Annotated in this window: 16 protein-coding genes; 8 read left to right on the top strand and 8 right to left on the bottom strand. The window is 63.3% G+C overall.

From position 1 onward, the window contains the following. Positions 1–364 precede the first annotated feature (364 nt). From GGR40_RS20615 to GGR40_RS20595, 5 genes are all read right to left on the bottom strand, one after another. Positions 365–1,663 (bottom strand): APC family permease, encoded by a 1,299-nt coding sequence (locus GGR40_RS20615; protein ID WP_429278133.1) that lies wholly within the window; start codon positions 1,661–1,663, stop codon positions 365–367. Next, positions 1,660–3,129, bottom strand: coding sequence for a S10 family peptidase (locus GGR40_RS20610; protein WP_429278132.1), 1,470 nt, complete (start codon positions 3,127–3,129; stop codon positions 1,660–1,662). Before GGR40_RS20610 ends, GGR40_RS20615 begins: the two co-directional genes overlap by 4 nt. 2 nt (positions 3,130–3,131) lie before the next feature. Beyond that, positions 3,132–4,241 (bottom strand): pyridoxal phosphate-dependent aminotransferase, encoded by a 1,110-nt coding sequence (locus tag GGR40_RS20605; protein ID WP_429278131.1) that lies wholly within the window; start codon positions 4,239–4,241, stop codon positions 3,132–3,134. 164 nt (positions 4,242–4,405) lie between these two features. Beyond that, entirely contained in the window at positions 4,406–7,456 is a 3,051-nt protein-coding gene (locus GGR40_RS20600; protein WP_429278130.1) for a TonB-dependent receptor domain-containing protein, read from the bottom strand. Positions 7,457–7,626: 170 nt separating this feature from the next. Continuing rightward, the gene (locus tag GGR40_RS20595) at positions 7,627–9,030 is read right to left on the bottom strand and encodes a S10 family serine carboxypeptidase-like protein (protein ID WP_429278129.1); all 1,404 of its coding nucleotides are present in this window, start codon (positions 9,028–9,030) and stop codon (positions 7,627–7,629) included. Between the two features lie 178 nt (positions 9,031–9,208). Between GGR40_RS20595 and GGR40_RS20590 the strand changes: the two genes are divergently transcribed. The 3 genes from GGR40_RS20590 (at position 9,209) to GGR40_RS20580 (ending at position 13,546) form a co-directional block, all read left to right on the top strand. Continuing rightward, positions 9,209–10,447, top strand: coding sequence for an aminotransferase class V-fold PLP-dependent enzyme (locus tag GGR40_RS20590; RefSeq protein ID WP_429278128.1), 1,239 nt, complete (start codon positions 9,209–9,211; stop codon positions 10,445–10,447). A gap of 31 nt (positions 10,448–10,478) precedes the next feature. After that, positions 10,479–11,993 carry a S10 family serine carboxypeptidase-like protein gene (locus GGR40_RS20585; protein ID WP_429278127.1) on the top strand — a complete coding sequence of 505 codons (1,515 nt, stop codon included), beginning with the start codon at positions 10,479–10,481 and terminating at the stop codon, positions 11,991–11,993. Positions 11,994–12,508: 515 nt separating this feature from the next. After that, positions 12,509–13,546, top strand: a complete 1,038-nt coding sequence (locus GGR40_RS20580) for an IS110 family RNA-guided transposase (protein ID WP_429278126.1) — start codon at positions 12,509–12,511, stop codon at positions 13,544–13,546. A 485-nt stretch (positions 13,547–14,031) separates the two neighbouring features. On the opposite strand, the gene GGR40_RS20575 is transcribed toward GGR40_RS20580, so the two are convergent. After that, positions 14,032–15,099 carry an LLM class flavin-dependent oxidoreductase gene (locus GGR40_RS20575; RefSeq protein ID WP_429278125.1) on the bottom strand — a complete coding sequence of 356 codons (1,068 nt, stop codon included), beginning with the start codon at positions 15,097–15,099 and terminating at the stop codon, positions 14,032–14,034. Positions 15,100–15,125: 26 nt separating this feature from the next. Then, positions 15,126–16,418, bottom strand: coding sequence for an MFS transporter (locus GGR40_RS20570; protein WP_429278180.1), 1,293 nt, complete (start codon positions 16,416–16,418; stop codon positions 15,126–15,128). A 224-nt stretch (positions 16,419–16,642) separates the two neighbouring features. On the opposite strand from GGR40_RS20570, the gene GGR40_RS20565 reads away from it, so the two are divergent. After that, a complete protein-coding gene (locus GGR40_RS20565) occupies positions 16,643–17,527 on the top strand; it encodes a LysR family transcriptional regulator (protein ID WP_429278124.1) in 885 nt (294 codons plus the stop codon). Between the two features lie 102 nt (positions 17,528–17,629). Further along, positions 17,630–18,658, top strand: coding sequence for an alpha/beta fold hydrolase (locus GGR40_RS20560; protein ID WP_429278123.1), 1,029 nt, complete (start codon positions 17,630–17,632; stop codon positions 18,656–18,658). A gap of 104 nt (positions 18,659–18,762) precedes the next feature. Here GGR40_RS20560 and GGR40_RS20555 read toward each other — a convergent pair whose 3' ends face one another. Continuing rightward, positions 18,763–21,222, bottom strand: a complete 2,460-nt coding sequence (locus tag GGR40_RS20555) for a TonB-dependent receptor (protein ID WP_429278122.1) — start codon at positions 21,220–21,222, stop codon at positions 18,763–18,765. Between the two features lie 80 nt (positions 21,223–21,302). Between GGR40_RS20555 and GGR40_RS20550 the strand changes: the two genes are divergently transcribed. From GGR40_RS20550 to GGR40_RS20540, 3 genes are all read left to right on the top strand, one after another. Further along, positions 21,303–22,232 carry a LysR family transcriptional regulator gene (locus tag GGR40_RS20550; RefSeq protein ID WP_429278121.1) on the top strand — a complete coding sequence of 310 codons (930 nt, stop codon included), beginning with the start codon at positions 21,303–21,305 and terminating at the stop codon, positions 22,230–22,232. A 124-nt stretch (positions 22,233–22,356) separates the two neighbouring features. Next, entirely contained in the window at positions 22,357–23,379 is a 1,023-nt protein-coding gene (locus GGR40_RS20545) for an alpha/beta fold hydrolase (RefSeq protein WP_429278120.1), read from the top strand. A gap of 26 nt (positions 23,380–23,405) precedes the next feature. Next, entirely contained in the window at positions 23,406–24,464 is a 1,059-nt protein-coding gene (locus tag GGR40_RS20540) for an LLM class flavin-dependent oxidoreductase (protein ID WP_429278119.1), read from the top strand. Positions 24,465–24,859: the final 395 nt, after the last annotated feature.

The raw sequence follows: 24,859 nt of genomic DNA, 5'->3' as shown, positions 1-24,859 counted from the left end.
CGGGTGTCGGTGCGGGCATTTCACGGCCCGCACCGACATTCCGGTTGGGGTGTTGACCGTACGTTGCACATCCCTTTCGTCATTGCGAGCGCAGCGAAGCAATCCAGCGGCATGAGCCGACCGTGGATTGCTTCGCTGCGCTCGCAATGACGAAAGGGGGCTCGGGTTTTTTCATACAGAAGCCCGGCCGGGGTATCATCCGTGCATGACCCGCTCGGAACTACACAAGGCGACACTTCGTACGCCGGGAGTGTCGCCTTGTGCGCCCGATGTGTCGCCTTATGCGTGCAAGGCGCACATTCAGGCCTCAGGGCGACGCGTGTTCCCTCTGGACTGTGTAAACCGTGTAAACCTCTCGCCCGGCTCAGCCCTGGGCGCGGGTATGGAGCCAGCGGAACGCGGCGCCTGCCAGTACCCAGCCGCCGAGTAGCGCATAGGGCCGCCAGTCGGCTTCCAGCCCCACCAGCGCGAGGGCCAGCGCGCAGGCCGCGCCCGCATAGGCGAAGGCGCGCATCGTCGGGCGGGCGAACTTGAAGGCGGCGGCTTCGTAGAGGTCGTCGTGCCGCTCCACCACGCGGGCGGCGGAAAGGCAGATGCTGGCGTACTTCAGCAAGTTAGGGATGTTCACGGCAAGGAACAGGAAGGTCAGTTCCATCGGCAGCAGCAGCCCCGCGCAGCCGATGGCGAAGACCGCCAGCAGCGCAATGTGCGGCGTCTGCCAGCGCGGATGGACGCGGCCCAGCGCGGACGGCAGCATCCCCGCCGTACCCATCGCGTAAAGGCTGCGGCTGAACATCGCGAACATGGCGTTCAGCGACTTGCCGATGGACAGCACTGCCGCCAACACGATCAGCGGCGTCGCTATCGGACCCATGAAGACTTTGGCCGCATCGAGGATCGGTGCCTCGCTGGCCCCGAGCGCAGGCGCGCCCATCACGCCGAGCGCGACGAAGCCGACGGCAAGGTAGAGCAGCGTCGCCGAACCGATCGACAGCGCGATGCCGAGCGGGATGGCGCGGCGGCTGTCCGCCACTTCCGCGCCTGCTTCGGTGGCGGCCTCGATGCCGAAGAACAGGCCCATCAGCAGCGGCATCGCCGCGATCATGCCGTGAAGGCCATTGGGAAACAGGGGCTGAAGGCGCGACAGGTCGACCGCCGTGCTCCCGCCCCAGGCGATGAACACCGCGAATAGGATCAGCATCGCGCCGAGCAGCCACTTCTGGACGGTCGCGGCGATGTGGACGCCGAACAGGTTGGCCAGCAGCGCCAGCACCAGCACCGCGAACATCGTGGGCTTGACCGGTAGCGGCAGGATCATCGAGCCGTAGCGCACGAGGACGAGGGCCAGCACCACCATCGCCCCCATGTTGGCGATGATCCGAGCCCAGCCGATGATGAAGCCGAGCGAGGGATGGAGGAACCGCGCGGGCCACGCGAACGACGCTCCCGACATCGGCAGCGCGGAGCCGAGGAAGGCATAGCTCACCGCGATGAGGTACATCGGCAGCGCCGCGACCAGCACCGACAGCAGCATCGCCGGTCCCGCGATGGCGGTGGCGGGCGCGATGGCCGAGAAGATTGAGACGCCGACCGCCGTGCCGAGGCCCAGCGCGACGACGCCCCACAGGTCGATGCCCTTGGCGAGACTGCCTTCGTCGCTCACGGCTTCACGCCCTCGGCGATGAAGGCGCGGATGTCGGCCACGAAATTGCGCCAGCTTTCGTCGTCCGAATAGGCGACGTGCCCGGCGGGATAGCGGTAGTTGACGAAGCGGTCGCCGGTCAGGCCCGACTGCGCGAAGAGGTAGTCCGCCGCGCCGACCGTCGTCGTCAAGTCGTAGAGACCGGTGCCGACGAAGAGCCGTAGCTTGGGCTCGGCGACCATCGCGGCTTCGAGGTGGGCCATGAACGGCCAGTCGTTGAACGGGCTGTCACCCGCGCCGTAGGACCATTCGCCGGGGAAGCGGGCAATCACCTTGTAACGCTCGGGGTTCTGGACGCCGATGCTCGCAAGCTGGCCGATCACGGCCTTGCCGTAGAGGTCCGACACGGCGGAGAAGGCATCGGGGCCGACCATCTCGCCCGCATCTGCCGGTCGCGGCGCGGTGTAGCGCGCGTCGTAGCGGCCCAGCACCTTGCCCTCGGTACGGAGGAGTTCGACGCGGAAGCGCTCCTTGGAGATACGCAGGTCATGCTGGAGGTAAAACTCGGCCGGAATGCCGGTGAGGTCCGCCAGCTTCGCGGCGACGGCCGTGCGCGCAGCCTCGTCCAGCACACGGCCCTTGTAGAGCGCGTCGAGATAGGCCGGGCCGAACGCGGCGGCATCCTGCGCGCTCGCGGCGGGATCGCAGGGCGCGGGGCGCTTGTGGTGATAGCAGGCCAGCGCCGCGAGGGTCGGCAGCGAGACCGGATAGGTCACGACGTTGTCGGGCCGCTGCGACGTCTCGATCATATTGAGCGCCTGCCCGAACAGCAGCACGCCGCGCACCTTGAGCGCCGCATCCTGCGCATGGAGCGCGTCCACCATGGCGGCGGCGCGGATCGTGCCGTAACTCTCGCCGAGGATGAACAGCGGCGAGGTCGTGCGGCGGTTCTCGGCCAGCCAGGCACGGGCAAGCTGCGCCACGGCGTCGGCATCGCCCTTCACCGACTGGTAGAACGTGGCGTCCGCGTCCATGGCGATCTCCGAGAACCCGGTGCCCGGCGGGTCGAGGAACACGAGGTCGGCCACGTCGAGAAGCGAGGCCGGGTTGGCGGCGACTTCGGGCCCGGCGGGCAAGGGCGCGGCGGGATCTTGCGGCACATGCGCCCGCATCGGGCCGAGCGCACCCATCTGCAGATAGGCCGAGGCCGCGCCGGGGCCGCCGTTGAACACGAACAGCACGGGGCGGTCCGCCGCCGCGCCTTTGCGCACGTAGGCGACATAGCCCGCGCTAGCATCAGTCTTGCCCGGCGCGCTCGATACCGGGAAGGTGCCCGCCTCCGCCGTGTAGGCAAGGCGCTTGCCGCCGACCTTCATCGTCTGCTCGGCGCGACCTTCGAGCTTAGCCGCAACCGTAGGCGATTCGTGTGCGGCGACCGATGTGCTCGCCAGCATGGCTGCCAGTGTCAGGGGCCAGCAGATGCGCATGCTCAGTTCGTTCCCTTGGCTGCGAGCAGGTCGCGGTAGCGTACCAGCCCGTCGGTCAATGCCTGCAATCCGTAGTCCACGTCCGCCGGTGCGCGGGCGAAGCCGATGCGGATGTGCCCCGCCGCTCCGAAGTATTCGCCCGGCGCGACGACCACGCCGCAGCGCTCGGCGAGCCATTCGGAGAAGGCGATCGTGTCGTCAATCCCGGTGAGGCGCGGGAAGGCGATGCAGCCGAAGCGCGGCAGTTCGCCCGTCACCAGACCCTCGGCACGCCAGTGGGCGTAGTAGCTCTCGATGATCGGGCGCGCCTTGCGCATGATCTCGTCGCGGTAGGTGTCGAACGGCTCGGGCCGCTCCAGCACCAGCGCGGCGGCGGCGTGAGCGAGGTTCGAGACGCCGAACTCGGTTTCCTCCGCCAGCGCACGGATGCGGCGCATCGGGGCCTCGTCGGCGACGATCCAGCCGCAGCGCAGGGTGCTGAGGCCATAGGACTTGGTCAGGCTGTCGATCCCGATGATCGCGGGCGAGAGCGATACGGCGGAGGCGGGTCGCACGTCGGCATCGACATAGGCGGCGTAGACTTCGTCCACGACGACATGAATGCCCCGCGCCTCGCCGATGCGGGCGATGGCAAGGAGAGTGTCCTGATCGACCGCCATGCCAGAAGGGTTATGGAGGTTCGACAGTACGATCAGTCGGGTCGTCGGGGTGATTCGCGCGGCGACCTCGTCTGGGTCGATGGCGAAGCCGTCACCCCGGCGCGCGAACTGCTCCACGCCGAGGCGGTTGGTCTGCGCGATGGTGTGGAACAGGTCGAAGCCGGGCGTTTCGACCAGCACGGATTCGCCGGGGCCCACCAGCGCGCGGTAGATCAGCGACAGCGCCCCGGTCGCGCCGGTGGCGCAGAGCACGCGCTCCTGCGGCACGCCGTAGCGCCGCGCGAGCTGCTCGACGACGTAGGGGTTGCCGTTGAAAGCGCTAGTGTAGCGCGAGGTTACGGGCTCGGCGAACTCCTCGATCACGATCCGGCGCAGCAGGTCCACCGGCTCGGGCACGGAGCTGTCGAACAGGCTGACGAGCAGGTTCCGCTCCGACCGGACTGCGCGGATCACCTTGCGTACCCACTGGGAGTACGAGCCGATCTCCTCGCCGGAGACCGGGGGGAGGGGGGGGAGTATGGAGGGCACCGGCGGGGTCATCGCGGGGGGTGTCTGTCGTCCGTTCGATGCAGGATGGGGAACCGCCGCCCGGCATGGCGTCCGGGCGGCGAAGCGCGTCACTTCAGTTTGATGCGCGCGCCAAGGAAGAACCGGCGGCCGAGGATGTCGCCATAGGCGATCTGCGGATAGGACGGGGCCTTGTCGGTCAGGTTGTCGATACCGGCCCGGAAGGTCATGTTCCCTGCCTCGACCTGCGCCGAGATGGAGTGAACGATGTTCGACTTCAGGATCGGGTTCGGCGTCGTCTCGATGGTCGCGTCATAGGCGGCGCGGGTGCGGCCTAGGTAGTCGAGCTGGTAGCTCACGCGCACCGGGCCCTTGTCCCACACCGCATTGAAGCGACCGACCCACTCGGGGCTTTGGTAGGTATCGTCGGTGCGGATGAACGTCGTGCCCGTCACCGAGGTGGTGAGCAGCGTGTTGTGCGTGGCGTTGGCGGTCAGGCGCAGGCGGCCGAGATCGCTGCCGCCGAACAGGTCGCCCGGCGCGAAGGCGTAGTCGATCGTATAGGTCTCGCCCCGGTACTTGACGACGCCCGCGTTGAACGTGGTAGTGGTGCCGGTAACGATGGTGCCGCCGATGCTCGTCGCGTCAGGCCCGGCAAGGCGAGTGAAGGCGCCGCACACCGAGTCCGACGGGTTCGGATCGTCGAAGCAGGCTGCCGCGAAATCCTCCGTCGTGAAGGGCGAGAGGCCGTCCTTCAGGTCGATCTCGATGCGGTCCGCGCTGATCGAGAGGCCGGGCACGAAGCGCGGCTGGAGCACGATGCCGTAAGTAAGCGTGTCCGAGATCTCGTTGCGCAGGTTCGGGTTGCCGCCGGTGGTGACGCTGGTGCGGTTGAAGTTCTCCGCCGGGCTCTGGAAGCGGGCGAGACGTTCCGCCGCGCTCAGGCCAGTGCCGGTGCCATCAGGATCGACGCCGTAGCCGGGGTTGGCGGTGAACAGCGCAAGGCAGTTGGCGCGGCGCGCGGTCGGGTTGGCGCCCGCGTTGATGCGGTCCGCGTCGCACGGGTCGTAGCCGGCGGAGCTGATCGTGCTGCTGGTCGGCGCGAGAAGCTGCGTCAGCGTCGGCGCGCGGAAGTTGCGGCTGCGCGATCCGCGCAGGGTCACGCCGTCCGTGACTTCCCAGCGCAGGCCTGCATCCCACACGTTCTCCTTGCCCGCGAACGAGTTGTCGACGTAGCGGAACGCTCCCTTGAATTCGAGCAGCTTGACAAGCGGCAACGTGAAATCACGACCGATCAGCGGCACGATCAGCTCGGCGGAAAGCTCGTCGGTGTTGTAGCTGCCGGACTGGGCGACCTGCTGCGACCCGTCGCCGAACACGCCGTCACGATTGGCCTGCAGCGGGCTGAACGAGGCCTTCTCGTCGCGGTGCTCGTAAGCAGCGCTGAACTGCACATCGCCCGTAGGCAGGGAGACCAGTGTGCCGCCCAGCGTGGCGAGGACGTCGATCTGTTCGTTGGTCCAGTCGAGCCCGGCGCGGGTGCTGACGTACTTGCGCGCGGCATCGCTGACGGTGCCCCGACCGAACGGGTTGATCGGCGCGCAACTCGGGTCGTCGTTGGCGGTGCTGGCGTCGGCGTTGATGGCGCAGACCGCCTGTCCGCCGGACAGGACCGAGTTGATCGCGTTGTTGTAGCGGCTGTTGACGACTTCCCAGCTGCGCTGCTTGCCATCAACGCGGGCATAGCTACCGGAGACCGACCAGTAGAAGTTGCGGCTGCCGACGTCGAACTCGCCATCGAGCGTCAGGGCGCCGCGCCAGGTGTCGGTGTTGTAGGTCTGCACCGGATCGGGGACGAGGTCGTAGAAGTACTTCGACAGGAACAGCGGCGCGCCACTGGCGAAGCTGGGGCGGGCGGCGATCAGCGCGGCCTTGGCCTCGTCGGTCAGGAAGGCGTTGTTGATCGTGAACGAGATTGGCCCGGCATACGTGCCGCCGTTCAGCACGGTGCGGCTGTTGCCCTGCGGGATTTCGCGGCCCTTGGTGTTGGCGTAGAGGAACTCGGCCGACAGGGTGATGCGGTCGGTCAAGTCGTAGTGGCCGATGGCGTTGGCGGTGAGGCGCTCGACGCCGGTGCGCAGGCCCGCCAGTTCCTGATAGGGGAAGCCTTCGCCGTTCGACGCGAAGGGGATGCCCTGGATGGTGCCGGGGTTGTAGGGGATGACGCTGCCGTCGGTGCCGAACTGGAGCGCGCTGCCCGCGCCGTTGCGCAGCAGGAAATTCGGCGGCGGTGCGGGCGCGACGAAGATCACGCCGTTGCCGTTGAACGGCCAGAAGCCCGCGTTGAAGATCTCCTTCACCGACGGGATACCGTCGCTGGGCCCGGTATCGGCAGAGTTCGAGACCGTCAGGCGGCCGAGATTCGACAGCGGACGGTCGGCGAAGCGCAGCGAGGGGCTCTTCGACCATCCGACGTCCACCGCCAAGTTGCCGCGACCTTCGGCGAAATTGAAGCCTGCGGTGCCACGCAGTGCCTGGGTGCCATAGTCGTTCCGGTCGGAGATACCGGCCTGGCCGTCCAGCAAGATGCCGGTGAAGTCCTTCTTGAGGATGTAGTTCACCGTGCCTGCGATCGCGTCCGAACCGTAGACCGCGGCACCGCCGCCTTGATAGACCTCGACTCGCTCCAGCAGACCGAGCGGCAGAATGTTGGAATCGACCTGCGCGTCGCCTACGCCGTCGGTACCGCCGATGCCCGAGCTGCTCGTCACCATGCGGCGGCCGTTGAGCAGGGTCAGTGTGCGTCCGGCACCCAGGCCGAAGAGGTTGGGCGACTGGATGCCCGAGCCACTCGACTCGCCCGAACCGTCGGCCTGGTTGAGCGTCGGCACGTTGGAAGGCAGGTCATTCAGGGCATCGGCGACGCTGACGTAGCCGCGATCGAGGATCTGCTGCTGGCCGACCTCAAGGACCGGCGCAGCGTCGGAGTTGGGCGCGCGGCGGATGCGCGATCCGGTGACGACGATGGCCTCGCCCCCCTCGACGCCCGCCTCCGCCTCTGCTGCTGGGCCGAGATCCTGCGCGTGGACCGGCGTACCGAGCACGGCGACCGAAAGGGCGGTTGTAGCCAAAAGCGTGCGTGTCTGCGTGCGAAGTTTCATGCCCGAATTCCCCGGATTTGTCCCTGAAGGCCGCCGCATTGGCGCGGCGTTTCCTTGTCCGTCAGGATAGCGGCGGTCGCGGGAATAGTTTTGCGTTCGCACCGGCGTCGACGCACCCGTTAGCGCGTTTTTTGTTGCGCATCCATTTTAACGTGCAAAATTTATGCGCCTCAATTGAGGAACGCGGAAAACTCACGCCCGAACCGAAGGGTTTCGCGATCATCCTCATACATCATGTGCCCGCCTTCGTAGCAGCGCAGCACGAAACGGGTGGCGACGGGCTTCGGCAGCGCCGCGATGGTCGCTTCGTTGCCTGCGCAGCTGTTGAGGGAATCGAACCGGCCCGCCGCCACCCATGTGCGCAGCTTGGGGGCCTTCTCCATCACGCGCAGCGTCCACGGCTGCGAAGGGCTGGGCGGGCCTTCGCCGGCCATGGCGCGGGCGAGCGACTCCTTCGTGATCGGCGACTGGTCGTATTGCCACCCGGCTCCGGCATCCGATGCGGGTGCGTCGATCCCCGCATAGCTGCCCTCGCGGTAGCCGAGCGTTGTGCGATAGTAATTGAGCACCAGCGCGTTCTCCGCCTTCTCGTCCGGATCAGGGTCGGAGCGGCGCATGTCGAAGGTGTCGAGCGTCTTCTTCTCCTTCGCCAGCAGCGCGGTGCGGAACTGGCGCGGGGAGACCCACAGCGTCTTGCCGTCCACGATGGCCGGATCGAGACTCTGATAGCGGGCGAGCGCGGCGATCACGGCGGCGCGTTGCTCCGGTGACAAAGCATCGGGCGCGGCAAGTGCGGGGGCATAGACCTGCGTCCCCCACCGGCGTGCCTCGGCCAGCACTTTCGCGCGGTCAGTGCCCGGTGCAAGGCGTCCAAGCGCATGGGCGGTGGCGATGCGGCTGTCGAGCGAGAGTGCGCGCATCAGGTTCCGGTCAGGCATGTCGCCGAGCGGGATGCCGCCCGAGATCAGCGCGATGCCTGCGACCGGCGTGCCGGTATACACCAGCGCCTCTGCCACGCCCGCCGCGCGCCAGGTGCCAAAGCTTTCCCCCGCGAGGTAGAGCGGCGCGGCGGTGTGCCCGTAGGTGCTCCGCCAGTCAGTCACGAACCCGGCGATCGAGGCGATATCTGCCTGTGTGCCGTAGAAATCAGCGGCATGGTCCGGCGTGTCGGCTCGGCTGAACCCCGTGCCGATCGGATCGACGAAGACGAGATCGCTGACCGCGAGCGGGCTTGCCGGATTGTCGGCGAGGCGCCCCCTGGCGATCACGCGGGGGCCGAGTGCATGGAAATGCAGCAGCCGCGAGTCCGCGCCGGGGCCTCCGTTCCATACGAATGTGAGTGGCCGCGGCTTGCGGCCCTGCGCGATATAGGCGGTGTAGAACACGCGCCCGCGCACCTCGCCTTTGAGGTTGCGGACCGGCAGGGTGCCCGCGCAGGCGGCATAGTCGATGCGCCTGCCGCCGATCACGGCATGGTGCCGCGTCTCGACCGCATCCGCCTTGCACGCGGGTGCGACCTGGGCGGGTGCGGCCATGGCCATCATGAGGGCGGGAATTGCAGCCAGTCGCAGCATCGTCGGGTCTCCGGATCTCGCGCAGACGATAGCTTTGAGGCTGAGGCATTTTTATGCGCAGTTGGCGTGTGGTTTCGGACGATTTGGGCATCCGAACGCATCCCACCGCGCCGAACATAAGTGAAATCTATTCGCCGACACCGGGTTAGTGTGCATCAGGATGGAAACGGAAGCGCGCATGAGAACGACAGGAATGACACGGCGCGGCGTGCTGGCCGTAGCGGGCGCGGTGCCGATGGTGCCGATCGCCGCACGCGCGGCGGTCGCTGCGAGGCCGGTGCAGTTCCCCGACCGCGCCGCCTTTGCGCCGTCCGTGGCAGGCTATCTCGACAGCGGCACGATGCATCCGATCCCGCTGGGTGCGCGCGCCGCCGTGCAGCGCTATCTCGACCAGCGTGTGGGCATGGAAGGGCACTATCCCACCGACGAGGTCGAGAAGCGCGTGAAGGAGAACTTCGCGCGTCTCATCAACGCGACGCCGGAGGAACTCGCCTTCGTCCAGAGCACCACGGCGGGCGAGCAACTGGTGATCGAGGCCCTGGACTTTCCGCGCGGCGGGGGGCGCATCGTCACCGATACATTGCACTTCTTCGGCTCGTTCTATCTCTACGAGGAACTGGCGAGGCAGGGCGTCAACGTGGCATGGCTCCGCCCCGAGGGCGGGCGCATCTCCGTCGAGGCCTACGAGCGGGCGATCACGTCGGGGACGCGGCTCGTCGCGCTCTCGCTCGTATCGACCTACAACGGGTTCGAGCACGACCTGAAGCGCATCTGCGATATCGCCCACGCGCGCGGCGCGCTCGTCTATGCGGACATCATCCACGCGGCGGGCACGATCCCCATCGACGTGCGCGCCAGCGGCGTCGATTTCGCCGCGAGCGCCAGCTACAAGTGGCTCATGGGCGATTTCGGACTGGGCTTCCTCTATGCTCGCGCCGATCTGCGCGAGAAGCTGAAGCGCACCCATTTCGGCTACTACCAGCTCGCCGGGTTCGCGCCGCATGTCTATCCCTTCGACCCGCCGGGCGAGAGCATCGCAGACACCACGCCGCGCGGCGACATGGAGGGGATGTTCGCAGGCGGCACCCGCTCGCATACCGTGCTAGCACAGCTCGACTGGTCGCTGAACTACATCCTCGGCCTCGGCATAGACCGGATGGTGGCGCATCGCCTGCCGCTGCTGGCGCGGCTGCGCAAGGGGCTGGCGGACAAGGGCTATGCCATCGCCACTCCCGAAGGGTCGCGTACGCCGCTCGTCACCTGTGCGCTGGAGGGGGCCTATGCCAAGCTGTCCGAGCCGCTGAAGGCCGCGAACGTGCGCATCACCCTGTCGCGCAACCGCTTCCGGGTCTGCCCTTCGGTGTTCAACGACGAACAGGACATCGACCGCCTGCTCGCCGCGCTGCCGCGCGCCTGATCTTCATCCTCCGCTCTTGCAGGAAACGTCCATGCGCCACTTCTCCGTTATTGCTGCCATGCTCCTTGCGACGACCTCCATCGCGACCCACGCGCAGGACGGCGATGCGCCGATGTCGCCCGCGTTCCTGCGCGCGATGGAGCCGATGGTCTCGCGTGAAAGTGCGACCAGCCGCGTCGTCGTGACTGACCACTCCGCGAAGATCGCAGGGCGCAAGCTGGCCTACAAGGCCATCGTCACCGAACTGCCGATGCCGGGGCCTGACGGCGCGCCGGTCGCGGTGGCGGTGAGCTATGCCTATGTGGCGCAGGTGAAGGGCGACCCGGCAACCCGCCCGATCCTCTTCGTGTTCAACGGGGGGCCGGGCGCGTCGTCCTCGCCGCTGCACATGCAGGCGCTGGGACCTCGCCGCATGGTCGGCAAGGGTGATGCGGCGCATCTGGAGGACAACCCGCACAGCATGCTCGACATCGCCGACCTCGTCTTCATCGATCCGGTCGGCACGGGCGCAAGCATGCCGGTGAAGAATCGGGACGCCACCGGCTACTGGGGCGTCGGCGGGGATGCTCGCGGTGTTTCGGTGATGATCGAGGCATGGGTGCAGGCCAACGGCCGCACCGCTTCCCCGCGCGTGCTGGTCGGCGAGAGCTACGGCACCTCGCGCGCGCTGGCGATCTTGAACGAGGACATGAAGGCGAAGAAGCCGTTGCCTGCGGGCGTCGTACTGTTGTCCCTCGCGATCGGCGATGCGGACGGGCCGGTGCTGTCCGAAGCGATGCACCTCCCAACTTTCGCTGCCGTCGCCTGGTATCATGACTCCATCGACCGGGGAGGGCGCACAGTCGCCCAGCACTACGCCGAGGCGCTGAGCTTCGCCCAGACCGAATATGCCTCCGCCCTGATGCGCGGTCCGTCGCTGCCGGAAGCCCAGCGCAGGCAGGTTGCCGAGCGAATGTCCGCGTTGATTGGCATCCCCGCCGCGACGATCGACGCAAAGAACCTGCGGCTCGACAACTACGACTTCATGCTGAACCTGCTGGCTGAGAAGGGCCTGCGCACCGGCCAGCTCGATGGCCGGGCGACGCGCGCCATCGCGGAATCGAACCTGCGCCCGCCGTTCGACGATCCGTCGATGTCGCTCGGCTCGGGCACCAGCGCCGGGATCGAAAGCTACCTCAAGGATGAGCTACGTTATGCGCCGCCGAGCGCCTATCGAAGCCTCAACCTCGGCATCAATTTCAAGTGGGACTGGGACAAGGAGTATGGCGGCAGTTATCGCGCGATGTCCTTCGCGCCTTATCTGAAGGCGGCGATGGAAGCGCGACCGGGCCTGATTGTCTTCGCCGGTGGCGGGTTCTACGACATCACCACGCCAGTCTATGCAGGGCAGTTCGCGCTGGAGCAGGCCGGCGTGCCAGTCAATCGCGTGACGTATGCGCACTATGCGGCGGGGCACTCCGTTTTCGAGGATGAAAAGGGATTAGCCGATCTTAGTGCCGACCTACATCGCTTTGTCTTGAAGCTAAGGTCTCAACAATCGAAATAACATGGCGCCTGAGGAATAGGCGATCAATCGGACACACCGGAGGTAAGCAAGTGAGCGGAGTTCTGCCCGTTTCGCCGAAGCCTCCGGGATGCCGGCAGAAGATGGCCTTAGATCGCGAGAAGCGCGTAGGATGTTCGTCACCATTTCGATCGTAAATGGCCACGCCGGTCCCAGTTAAGAGGGTTTCCGGTGAAGGGCTAGGTTTGCAGACCGTTCGCACCTGGAGCGCTGAAAACGGCTGCTAAGCGTTTCATAAAAGTCGACGGTAAAGCGGCTGCAACGCGTCGGATACCCGCGGTCGCTTGATACACCTCTCAATCGCCGCCTTGCGCCCACATTTGCCGTTCGGTTGCGGCTTTCAAACGCAAGGCAGCGGGCTTTCAGCTATGACGTGGTCGGCCCGTCCAAGGCTTTCTGAATGGGAAGAGCTGATGAGGTGGATGGCTCCCGCTCACGGCATCTAAGTGCCAAGATGGGTTGCTGTCATGCAAACCCGAGCAAAGGAGCCATCCGCCATGGAGATTAGTACGATCGGCCTGGATGTGGCCAAGAATGTTTTCCAAGTTCACGGCATTAATGCGGCAGGTGATGTGCTTGTCCGCAAAACGCTACGCCGTGCCCAGCTGTTGCCGTTCTTTGCCAAGCTTTCGCCCTGTCTCGTCGGAGTTGAGGCATGCGGCACGTCGCATCATTGGGCGCGGGAACTGGTTGGTCTTGGACATAAGGTACGTCTGATGCCGCCAGCCTACGTCAAACCCTATGTGAAACGAGGCAAGAACGATGCTGCCGACGTCGAGGCGATCTGCGAAGCCGTAACCCGTCCCACGATGCGCTTCGTCGCTGTTAAATCTCGCGAGCAGCAGTCCGCTTTATCATTGCATCGCGCGCGGAGTTTGTTGGTAGGGCAGCGGACGCAACTCGTGAACATGATACGCGCCACGCTCGCAGAGTTTGGCATTGCGATTCCCGCAGGTGTTGAAAAGGCGCTGTCCATGGGGCGTCAAATTGTCGATCGAGAGATTGACTTAGGTCTGCCGACAGAGGCGACGATGGTCGTCGCCATGCTGTCTCAGCAAACCCTCGACACCCATGTTCGACTTCGAGAAATCGACAAGGCGCTCACGGCTCTGCAACGCAGTGATGATGTCGCGCGGCGGTTGTCCACCATTCCAGGCATCGGACCCATCGGTGCTACAGCCCTGTCAGCGTCCGTTACCGACCCTCACCAGTTTAAATCAGGCCGTCAGTTTGCAGCCTGGCTTGGCCTGACACCGCTTCAGAACTCGACTGGCGGCAAAGAGCGTCTCGGCCGGATCACAAAAATGGGAGACAAATATTTGCGTCAGTTGCTTGTGATCGGCGCGACCGCACTGGTCCGATACGCCAAATCGAAACCGCAGACCGCAGATCCACGCCTTCTTGCGCTCTTAGCGAGGAAGCCGGCAAGAGTGGCGACCGTGGCTATGGCCAATAAGATGGCGCGCATCGTATGGGCACTCATGACACGCGGTCAGACCTACCAAGCACATCATGCCTCAGCATTAGAGGGCTAACGGACTTAGCTGACGCAGATCAGCTTCACGATGTTGTAAGCGCGATGCGATGTGATGGCGATACCGGCAGACCGGGAGCTGGGACACCCCGAGGACTGGCAGAGGCATAATAGCCTGCAAAGCTGATTGGACCCAACTCGCGAACCCCATCAGGGCCAGCAGTCTCTACCGACTGCAAAACAGGCCGGACAGATGACTGCAACCAACCGAGCGTCAAGCATCAATTTGTACTTGCAACGCGGGAGCCATCCACAGATGCCGGTCCGCACCTAGGAGCGCATAATCAGCGGCGGAATGACCGACAAGGGTCGACGGTCGAAACCGCTGCAAGGGTCATGAGCGGACATAGCTGCTTCCTCATCGGAACGGCGCCAGCTGGTCGCCACCTGCCGGGATAACGGACCTTCCGTACCTAGGTATAAGGATTTAATCCCTCAGCGGTCGCAAAAGAATCGATAACTCGCTGGCGAAAAGACCGATTAGGCCTAGATGAATGTTTTCTCCGCTTTTTCTCTCATGACGGGGATGAGGGTGCGGCCAAACTCGACGATATCGTCGAGGAGAGAATAGCCGCTGATCAGGAACCGGCGAACCCCCAGTGCATGGTAGCGCATCAGTGCATCTGACACCTGCTCCACTGTACCCACCAGCGTTGTTGCAGCTTTCTCAAACCGGGTCGCCTTGTTAATGCCGATCCACAAGCAGTCGTCCAGCAACATGCCTTCAGCCGCCATCGCTTCGATCCGTTCGGCCTTGCCAAGAGTGCTGAGCGCCAGGCCACGTTGGTCCAGGTCCGCAACGGACGCCGTCACCTGCTCAAGGACCTCGCCCGCCTTGTCCCATGCGGCTTCTTCCGTTTCACCGAGGATTATGCGGGTGGACATGCAGAAGTCGATCTCGCGACCGGCGCGCGAGGCTTCACTTCGGACGCGGTCGATCAAAGCACCGCTGTTCGCAAGAGTGTCGACGCCGAACGCATAGATATCTGCGTGAGCGCCCGCCACCGTCAGGGCATTCTCCGAAAGACCCCCGAAGAAGATCGGTATCCCTTCGTCCTGCTGCGGGATGACGGCGGAGTGCGCTCCACGAAAGCGGAAGAATGTACCCTCGTGATCGAAGGTTTCGCCCCGCCATACGCGCTGCATGAGTTCGATGTACTCACCACTGCGCAAATGACGTTCGTCTCGAGTCAGGAAATCGCCGTCGGCCTGCGTTTCGGTGTCGCTAGGGGCAGAGATGACGTGAACGCCTACCCGCCCCTCGCTCACCCTGTCAAGCGTGGCGAACATGCGCGCGGCCATAGTCGGAGCGATGAAGCCGGGACGGTGCGCGATCATGAACTTCAATTTTTCGGTGAAGGCGGCTACGTGCGAAGCGAAGACGATGCCGTCGGGCCAGCTTGCTGCCTGCGCGATCAGGACGCGGTCGAAACCGTTGCGTTCGAAGGACTGCGTCAAGGTTCGGATGAAGTCGGTATCAACCTGCCCCATCGGCGCAGGATGGCTTTCCGATGAGTCGCGATGGCTGAATGTCCCGATAATTTCGATCGGCATGAAGATATCCTGTTGGTTGAAAAGGATCAGGCCTCGGATCGCGGGGAACGATAGAAGCCGAGCAGCAGCACGATTGAGGCGCCATAAGCCAGGGCAGGCAGCACGCTCATGGTCAGGCGCACCGAGTCGACCGCATCGCGTCCCTGCACGATGGCGGTACCCGTGGAAGCCCGATACCCGTTGGCGCTAAGAAAAAGCCCGACGATGAAGGGGCCTACGGCGAAGGCCCCTTTCTGGAAGAATTCGAACAGCGCGGCATAAACACCTTCTCGCCGAAGGCCCGTGCGATGAAAATCGTGCTCGATGGTGTCCGGCAGCATCGACAAGGCCATCAGCAGGCCGCCTGTCGTCGCGATCCCGGTGAGGGCGGCGCGCGCCCAAAAGATCGCATCACTTTCGGCGGGACCGGCTACGACCCAGCTCAGGCTCGTCGTCGCAAGCAAAAGATAGGCGCCGGTCGCAATGTGCTCCTTACGGCCGAGCCGCGCGATGAAGCGCCATAGCGGCACGCACGCCATGCCGGTGATCGCGCTGATGAAGGCGTATTGCGACATGCCTGCCTCGCCGCGCTGCACGACGTCGCGCATGAAGAAAAGGCCCGCAGCTCCCATGGCTGCTGTGGCAATGTAGCCGCAGAACTTGACCGCCAAGAGCACGAGGAATGGCCGATTACCAAGCAGGCTGACGATCTGCTGGCTGCTGGGCAGGCCATGATCGGTGCGTACGGTCTCGCGGGCCGAAGAGGTCGTTAACACGGCGGTTCCCATGCTTACGAAAACCACCACCGCCATCACCATGCCCATGGCGAGATAGGCGTTGCCGGTCCCGCCGCCCCAGGCCACCATTGCGGGCGCAGCCGAAGCGCCGACCAGCCCTGCAACCTGAATGAAGAAGGTGCGGTAAGCCATCAGGGACGTCCTGCCCTGGTAGCTGGTGGTCATCTCGGTCGCCATGGCGGAAGCGGGAATGGAAAAGGTGGAATATCCGGTGAACAACAGGACCAGTACCAGGACGATCTGGCCAGTCACAGCTCCCGATGCCGATGCCAGCGGGGGCAGGAACAAGGCAGCCATGCCCATCGCACCGAACAATGTGCCAGCCGCCATCCAGGGGCGCCTGCGACCCCAGCGACTTTTCGTGCGATCGCTCCCGTATCCGATCATCAGATCCGCGATGGCGTCATATATGCGTGCGAACATCATGATCGACCCTGCAATGGCAGGTGCGATGCCCAGGTGCGCCACCATGAAGTAGAGGAACATGACGTTCACGACGTAAAGGATCGTCGTGCTGCCGACCGAGCCGAAAGCCCAGCCCATCTGCAGACCCCGGCTCAGCGGCGCGTCCGCCGCGTGGTCGCCCGCCGATACCGTGACTGCACTGATGCCCTGTTCAGTAGAGATTGCCGCTGCTGCGCCGGTCCCACTTCCCTGCATCCCTGTCGCGCCTCCTTTGGTTGTCAGACGAACAGATGCAGGTTCCGGGCTATGCGCGCCAATGCAATGTAGCGCTTCCTCTATTCAGAAATTCTATGGAGGCGGCCATGCAGTTGCGGCAGATGCGGCATTTCCTTGCAGCGCTAGATACAGGGTCGATGACACAGGCAGCGCGGGACCAGAACGTCACCCAGCCTACGCTTTCGCGTAGTATTCGAATGCTGGAGTTGACGCTCAAGGTCGATCTGCTGGAAAGAAGCCATGGTGGCGTGGTGCCTACGCGCTACGGCGAAGCCTTTGCGGAGCATGCCCGCAGCATCATTGCCGGCACGTTGCAGGCCAAGGACGATGTGTCGGCGATGAAGGCGGGACGGCTGGGTCATGTCCGGCTGGGCTTGGGCGAGAGCGCGCTTCTGGCGCCAGTGGCACGCAGCATTGGCAGATTGTCCCTGCTGCGAGAGGACCTGCGCGTTTCGCTGGATTATGACGTACAGGACTCTCAGCTGGCAAAATTGCGCCGCGGCGAACTCGATGCGATCATCGATCTCGGTCGCCCGGATCTTGACGTCCACGACCTGAGCTACAAGTCAGTGGCGAAGCTCGTCATGGCCGTAATGGTGCGGCCCGAGCATCCTTACGCGCGCAAGGGCAAGGTGTCGCGCAAGGAGCTGGCATGCATGCCCTGGGCAATCCTCGACCAGCCGGGGGCGGACAATTACTACCGACAGATGCTTGGCGGCGAGGAAGTCTTTCGCAATATCCGCGTGCGATGCGTCGCCCCAACCATGTTGCGCATGATTGCGCTGGAAAGCGACATGCTGATCATGATGACGCGCGTTGAAGATCAGCAGGCCGCCGATGAGGTTTTGGTGGAACTGGAGACAGACATTCCGCCCATCACCACTGACTTGTGCCTGATCACTCGTCGCCGCGCCTACATGACCGGAGCGCTGCGCTTCTCGCTGGAAGAAATCACACGCGGCCTGGCATAGTGACGCCATACGTTTCACGCATTGCCCTTGTCGGATTTTCAATTGGTCGGCCTGCAGGCGCCTGCCGATAATCGGATCAACGCCAGCTAAGGGGGTATGGGCATGCGCAGATGGATTTTCGGTAGTATCGGGCTTGTACTGCTCGCCGTCATTGCACTGGCAGTCTCTGCCAGGTCGGGCATGTTCGCGATATCGCTGGAGGACTTGCGGGCCAAGTATCAGGAGCCATCGTCACGGTACGTACGTATTGACGGGGTGGAACTGCACATCATGGACGACGGCCCGCGCGATGCGCCGGTGCTGATGCTGGTCCATGGACACTTCCAGTCGGCACGGATCTGGGATTCGTGGGTAAGGCGAATGAAGGGCCGAGTGCGCGTCATTCGCTTTGACATGCCTCCTTATGGCCTCTCCGGCCCCGACCCTTCGGGCGCCTACAGCCCGCAACGGGTGGAGCAACTTATTGCCGGGATCGCTGCGCATTATCGGCTGAAGACTTTCGCTATCGGCGGCATATCGACGGGCAGCGCTGTATCGATGCGCTATGCGCTGGCACACCCGGATCAGATCGAGGGGCTGGTGTTGGTCAATTCGCCGCTGGTGCCGATACCCCCAAAACTCCAGCCCAAAAGCCCATGGTACATGGCGCAGCTGGAGAACTGGGTCTTCCGCCCGGTTTACCGGCCCCGCGCGTTCTATTCCTATCTCCTGCATCGGCTCATCGCCGATCCCGCCAAGGTGACGCCCCAGTTGATAGATGAGACTTACGACATGCATCGCAAGCCCGGCAACGCGCAGGCCCTGGACCGCTTCACGTCAAGTCTGCGCTTCGAAGCACGCGATTATGGCCAGCGGTCTCGCAAGACCCGCGGCCAGCTTGCAGACGTCAGGGTGCCGACCTTGATCCTGTGGGGTGGTGCAGGCTCGATGCTGCCAATGTCCGTCGCCTGCCGCGTGCAGGCCACTATAACCAAGGCACCAACTCGCCTGATAGCTTATCCCGGCGCGGGGCATTTTCTTCCCCTGGAAGCCCCTCGGGCAGCGGGCGACCTTGCAGACTTCATGACGGGCCCAGGCTACGCGTTTCAGAACGAAGCCGCGCCAGAGTGCAAAGCCGCCGATACTCCATAAGGCTATCGGCAACCTGCTCTGCCGCGCCGGCGATTTGCAGCCACGCTCGATGAAGAAGCAGGGCTGTTCCCGGTAATCAGAAAACAGCCCTCAGAGGGACGCGATCAGAAGCTGGTGCGCACCCGCAGACCGCCGTTACGCTTCAGCGGCATCGAAAGGACGACGGCATTGCCACCCAGCAGGCTGGTGGTAGATTGGACGCCGGTATAGGCATCGTCGTTGAACACGTTGTTCACGAAGACCTGCACGTCGAACTGTCCAAGCGTCACGCCACCACGAATGTTCACCCGGTTGGCATCGCCGATCCAGGCGATGTTCTGGTAATCGGTGAAGATCCGGCTGCGGTATGCATAGTCCGCACGGACAAACCAGCGATGGCCTGCACCGAACTCGCCCGAATATTCCGCACCGACGTTGCTGGTGAACACTGGTGCCGCCGGGTTCTGCTGCCCCGATGCGATCGTGTTCCGCCCGGTGATCGCCACGCAGGCGGCGCACGGAATGGTCGTGTTCAGCGTAACCTTGTTGTAGCCCGCATTGAAGTTGAAGTCCAGGTGATCCGTGGCGCGATAGTTGCCCTCGATCTCGGCTCCCTTCACCGTGCTGCGGCCCGAGTTCTGGGTAACGCCGACGAAGATCGGCGCTGCCCCCGGGACGGTGTTGCTTACGGACACCGTGTTGGTGATCGCCTGGTCCTTCCACTTTCCGTAGAAGACCGCAGCGCTGAAGGTGAACCGGCGGGCGACGCCGCCCTTCAGGCCGAGCTCGTAGTTATCCATCAATGCAGGCCTGTAGATGTTAGTGACGGACGACTTCTGCTCAAGCTCAGTCCGCTGAGCGGGCGTGAGCGGCAGGACCGACAAGTTGAATCCGCCCTTGTTCATTCCGCGAGAGTAAGTTGCGTAGCCCATCAGGTCTGGAGTGAACTTGTACTGCGCCGACACGCGCGGCACAAAGCGGGAATACTTGCCACTGGTCCGCAGCGTCTGGGGATTGCGGAAGAAGACTTTGAGCTGCTCCTGAATGTAACGCCCCTCGACGTTCAGCGTGAACTGTGATGAGAAGTCGTAGGAAGCGCTTCCGAACACGCTCTTGTCCGTCAGGCGATTGAGCGAACCGTCGCCGAACACCTGGATAGAGCTTGGATAAAGCGCAACGGTGTAGCTGCGATTGTCGACATTGAAATAATTGACGCCAGCCATCCAGCGGAATGGCTGGTTCGCGCCAGAAGTTATGCGGAACTCCTGACTGACGGCGACTTCCCGGTACATAGCCATGGTTGGATAATTGATGTACGGGTCCTTCACGAAGCCCGGAATGGTCGACACCATGTTGTTTGGAAGGCTGCTGGTATCACGACCGTCGAGGTCCTGGTTCGATTGGAAGCGGGTCTTGTTGTACCCGGTTAGCGAAGACAGCACGATGTCCGACCCCGGAATGGTGAAGTCGATGCCCAGATTGCCCACGAACTCGCGGCGCTCAAGCCCGGCGTGCTGGTTGATCGCCTTGTACGTCGGATTGAGGATGCCGAGCGAATTGTTGACGACCTGGCTGATAAAGGCGGGCGTCGCGGGATTCTGGCCAAGCTGACTGCTCGGGAACTGCGGGATTTTCCCGCAGTAGTAGTTGTTGACCGTCGTTGGCGCCGCGCCAGCATTGCAGTTGAAAGTGTTGACGGGCCGCTGACTGGAAAACGCGCCTGGCCCCGCACCGTCGCTGTCCTCCAGATACATGCCGAATGCCTTCAGGCGCAGTCCGTCAAAGGGTTTGACTACCAAAGTGCCGCTGGCAACCCGCGTCTCCTGATCGCCCAGGCGGCTTTGGTCGAAGGGATTGGTGTACTGCCCGTTCTGGCCGAACATCCGTCCGCCGAGGCGCAGTGCCACTGCATCGCCCGAGATTGGTATTTCAAGGCTGGCACGCAGGTCATAAAGAGAATACGTGCCGACGGTCGCATCGACTTCGCCCTTGAACTCATCACCGGGGTCGCGGGTCACGACGTTGATGGCACCCGCAAAGGACTGCCGACCGAATGCAGCGCTTTGCGGCCCCTTTAGCACTTCGGTACGTAAAACTTCGTTGCCAAGGTTGTTGATGACGTCAAAGTTGACCGGCGTTCCATCAAGGAAGACAGATACCGTGGGGTTGAGCGGGTCTGCGACGCCGCGGATAGTAATCTGGCTGTAGCTGCGATCGACGCGGCCAGAGCTTGTCTGCTGAGCATAGAGTCCGGGCGTATAAGCTTGCAGGTCCAGCACGTTGCGCACGTTCAGCTTGGCAAGGTTCTCTGCTGACATGACCGACAGCGTGACCGGCGTTTCGAGCAGCTTTTCCTCACGGCGGCGGGCAGTTACGACGATCGCGCCATCGGTGGCAGTGCCGCTTTCCGCCTGCGGATCCGCGCCGACTTGCGCCATCGCTGCCGGTGATAATGCAGCGGCCAATAGAGCCGTAGTTGTACATGCGCCAAAATTATGGACGGCTAGGTGCTTAAATCTCCTCATGAGACCCCCTGATTGAATTTGCCTTAACCGCGATCTTGCGGCTTGGCGGGAGGCTGTCATGGGGTCAAAACCGCCACAATTGACTTTTCATTGGGGGGCCATAACTTCGAGTTATCGTTCTCGCGCAAGATCCGGTTGTCATGCGCGCGGCCAGCAAGGAGTTCTTGATGGATCTGCGGCAATTGCGCCACTTGATCGCCATTGTGGATCAGCGGTCCTTTTCTGCTGCTGCAAAAGCCGTTCATCTGACCCAGCCAGCCCTGACCCGAAGCATGAACGCGCTTGAACAGAGCATTGGCGAACCGCTTCTGATCCGCCGTAACAATGGCGTTTCAGCGACCGTGGCCGGCTCGATACTGTACGAATATGCCAAATCGCTGACAGCAGGCGCAGATAATGCACGGGCGGAAATTGCGCGTCTTTCGAAAGGCCTTGGCGGCCAGATCACCATAGGTATCGGCACCCATATGGCCGAACTGATGATGTCGCCCATCCTGTCGAAATTCGCGAGCAGGCAACCCAATCTCTCGATTCACCTAAAGACCGGCCTCATCGAGGACCTTGTGCCAATGATGATGGAAGGCAAGGTCGAACTTGTGGCAGCGATGGTGCCATTGGATCGCATGCAGAAAGGCCTCGTTTTCGAACGGCTTTTCACCACACTGACTGCCGTTTACGCGGCTTTTGATCACCGGCTGAGCCGAGTGGCGGGACAGATCGGCTTCGATCGTCTGGTGCACGAACCTTGGGTGGTGCTCAACTCCGATCATGCCGACGTCTCTGCCAGACGCATGTTCTCCGCCGGTGGATCAGGCTTTCCGACGCAGATACTGCGGACAGATTCCATTTCCATGATGCGCACCATGATTGAAACCGAACATTACCTGGGCGTCCTGCCAGCAGAATACATGAAAGGCAGCCGAACGCGGGCGCTCGATGTACCAGGGATGCCTTTGTTGCGCTCCTGCGGGCTGGTCTATCGTGCGGACGTGCCATTGCGGCCCATCGCGATCGAACTTGCAGAGTTGATCCGGACCGAGTTGTCCCTGGGCATGGCTCCGGGCACATAACGGCTCGGACCGCGAATGCAGGCCATGCATTCCACCTATGGCCACGAGCGACCTTTTCATTACCGCTCGGCTTTCCGTGCTCCCTAATCGGCTGACGTGGCCGACTGCAGGGAGATGAAAGCAAATGCGACGAATGACATTCCCGCATATCCTTCCCGTCCTTGCGCTGATGGCAGGACTGTCTTTGCCCGTCACGGCGACAGCTGCCCAAACCCCGTCGCCCGCCTATCTTACACAGGCCGAGCTGGAGAGACGCTATCGCCTCCCGCAGTCTCGTTTCATCCAGATCGAAGATGCCCGCATTCACTATATCGATGAGGGAAAGGGTCCGGTCATAGTGCTTCTGCATGGGTCCAGCGGATCTTTGCGGACCTATGACCATGTAGCGCCTCGGCTGGTGGCAAGGGGATATCGAGTCATCCGCTACGACGAACCGAACATGGGACTGTCCGGTCCTGCACCGCAAACGCTTTATGACCGCCCGCTTTACCCGGTGATCGTTCTGGAAAGGATGCTGACCAAGCTGGGCGTCCGCTCTGCTTCCTTGGTGGGAGTGTCCAGCGGCGGTGCCGCGGCTTTCTTCTTCGCCGCTCGTCATCCCGAAAAGGTCGAGCACCTCGTGCTGTCCAACACGCCGATGGGTCGGGCGGATGGCAAGGGCGTTGCGCTCAGCCGCGACCTTGCCCGCGAACTCGCGCAGTCGACGCCCGTGAAGGGACGCAAGAGCAAGATCTACCGCCCACTATCCTATTGGCAGGCGTTCTTCCGCTTTTACACCGGCGAACCCGATCGGGCCTCTTCGGCATTGCTGTCACAATTCTATGACATGAACCGGCGAAAGCCGGTGCCGGACCGGCTCGCCATGGTGGAAGCGCTGGACGACGCGGCAGGCGTCGCGGAAGCGCTCGATGCGATCACGGCACCCACCTTGCTGTTGTGGGGCGCGCGCGATCCGGTCCTGCCCCCCAAAAAGGCAGCGGACTTGCAGCAGGCCCTTCATCACGCACAAGTCTCGACTTTGATGATGCCCGATGTTGGGCACTATCCCCCGCTGGAAGTGCCTGAACGGTTCGCGGACAGCGTGCTGGCCTACCTGCAATCGGTGACGCCCGTTCATCCCAAGGCGCCGCCTCCTTCCGAACGATAGACGTCCCTTTCAGCAGCGAGTAAATCATGGCCTGTGAAATTCTCGGCATCCTGCACTGGAACGAGTACTCGGACCTGCGCCCCAAGAGCTTCGAGGAAGTCGAGCCGGAGTTCATCGCCCACTGCGCGAAGGTCCACGAAGACGCCGGTTTCGACCGGGTCCTCATCGCTAACAGCGCGCACCGACCGGATAGCCTTCCAATCGCGACGTGGGCGGCAGCCGCGACGACGAAGCTGGCATTCATGATCGCGCACCGTCCGGGCTTCATAGCGCCAACAATGGCTGCGCGCATGTTCGCGATACTCGACCGGATGAGCGGCGGGCGCTGCGGTGTCCATATCATCACCGGCGCCGACGACATCGAGATGCAGGCGGATGGCGATTTCCTGACCAAGGACGTCCGCTATCGGCGCAGCCACGAATACGTGGACGTGATGCGCAGGGTATGGTCGTCAGCCGAACCTTTCGACCACGATGGAGAGTTCTATCAGGCTAAGGGCGCCTTTGCCCACGTCCGTCCGACTTCAGGGCATATAGCGACCTTCTGGGGCGGTTCGTCCCCGGTGGCCGTGGAGCATGGTGCGCAAGTAGCCGATGTCTACGCACTGCCGGCTGTCGGGGTCGGGCAGGTCAGGGGAATGATCGCCGACGTGCGCGCCGCCGCCGCACGGTACGGACGCACGCTGGACTTCCTGATATCCACCCGCGTTCTTGTTGCCGATACGGAGGCGCAGGCCTGGGAACGCGCACATGCGATGCAGCGCCGACTGATGGAAGAAGTGGTCGACAACGGGCGCTTTCTCACTCTCCCTGGAGAAACGCGCAGCCAAGCAATCGAGCGCGGCCTGGCCGATGCCAATCGCAACAGCCTGGATGGCCGGATGTGGAGCGGTGTGAGCCGGGTGCCGACCGGTCGCCCCTCCATTAATTCCCTGATCGGCAGCATTGATCAGGTATTCGAGGCGCTGATGGCCTATGGTGCGCAAGGCATCAGCCGCTTCATCCTGAGCGGCTATGAGCCGATCGAAGATACCCGGTATCTGGGGCAGTCACTCATACCGCGCCTGCGGGAAGCTTTCGCATGATCATTGCGCAGTAGGATGCCCTATCTCCGCCGTTGCATTCCGGAGGGGAGGCAAGCCGGCGTCTTACTAAGCAACGCCGATGCTGAGGGCGAACAAGCTTCGATCGGGAAGCAAGCGCTTGGTGCTTAAGTTCAGCCATTCATAAGAGACCGCGATCATGTGTTTGAGCGACGGCGCGGTTATAGGGCGGCCGCGGCCAGAAGGCGGAATCCATCCGAGCCCGCGCATGTCTAATCGCAAAGCTGACTGACCGCATTTAGGAGCGCAGAATTGTCAGTCGAACGGCAACAAAAGGTGAAGGGTCGTCTAATCGCGCGTCATAGAGCAAGTCCTTTCTGTGCCTAGTTGATGTTCAGCGTCATGGCGCCATCGCTGTATGCCGGGAGCAGGGTCGT

This window comes from Novosphingobium gossypii (genome assembly GCF_050433305.1).
Classification (GTDB): domain Bacteria; phylum Pseudomonadota; class Alphaproteobacteria; order Sphingomonadales; family Sphingomonadaceae; genus Novosphingobium; species Novosphingobium gossypii.
This window is presented reverse-complemented; position numbering and strand designations above follow the sequence as displayed.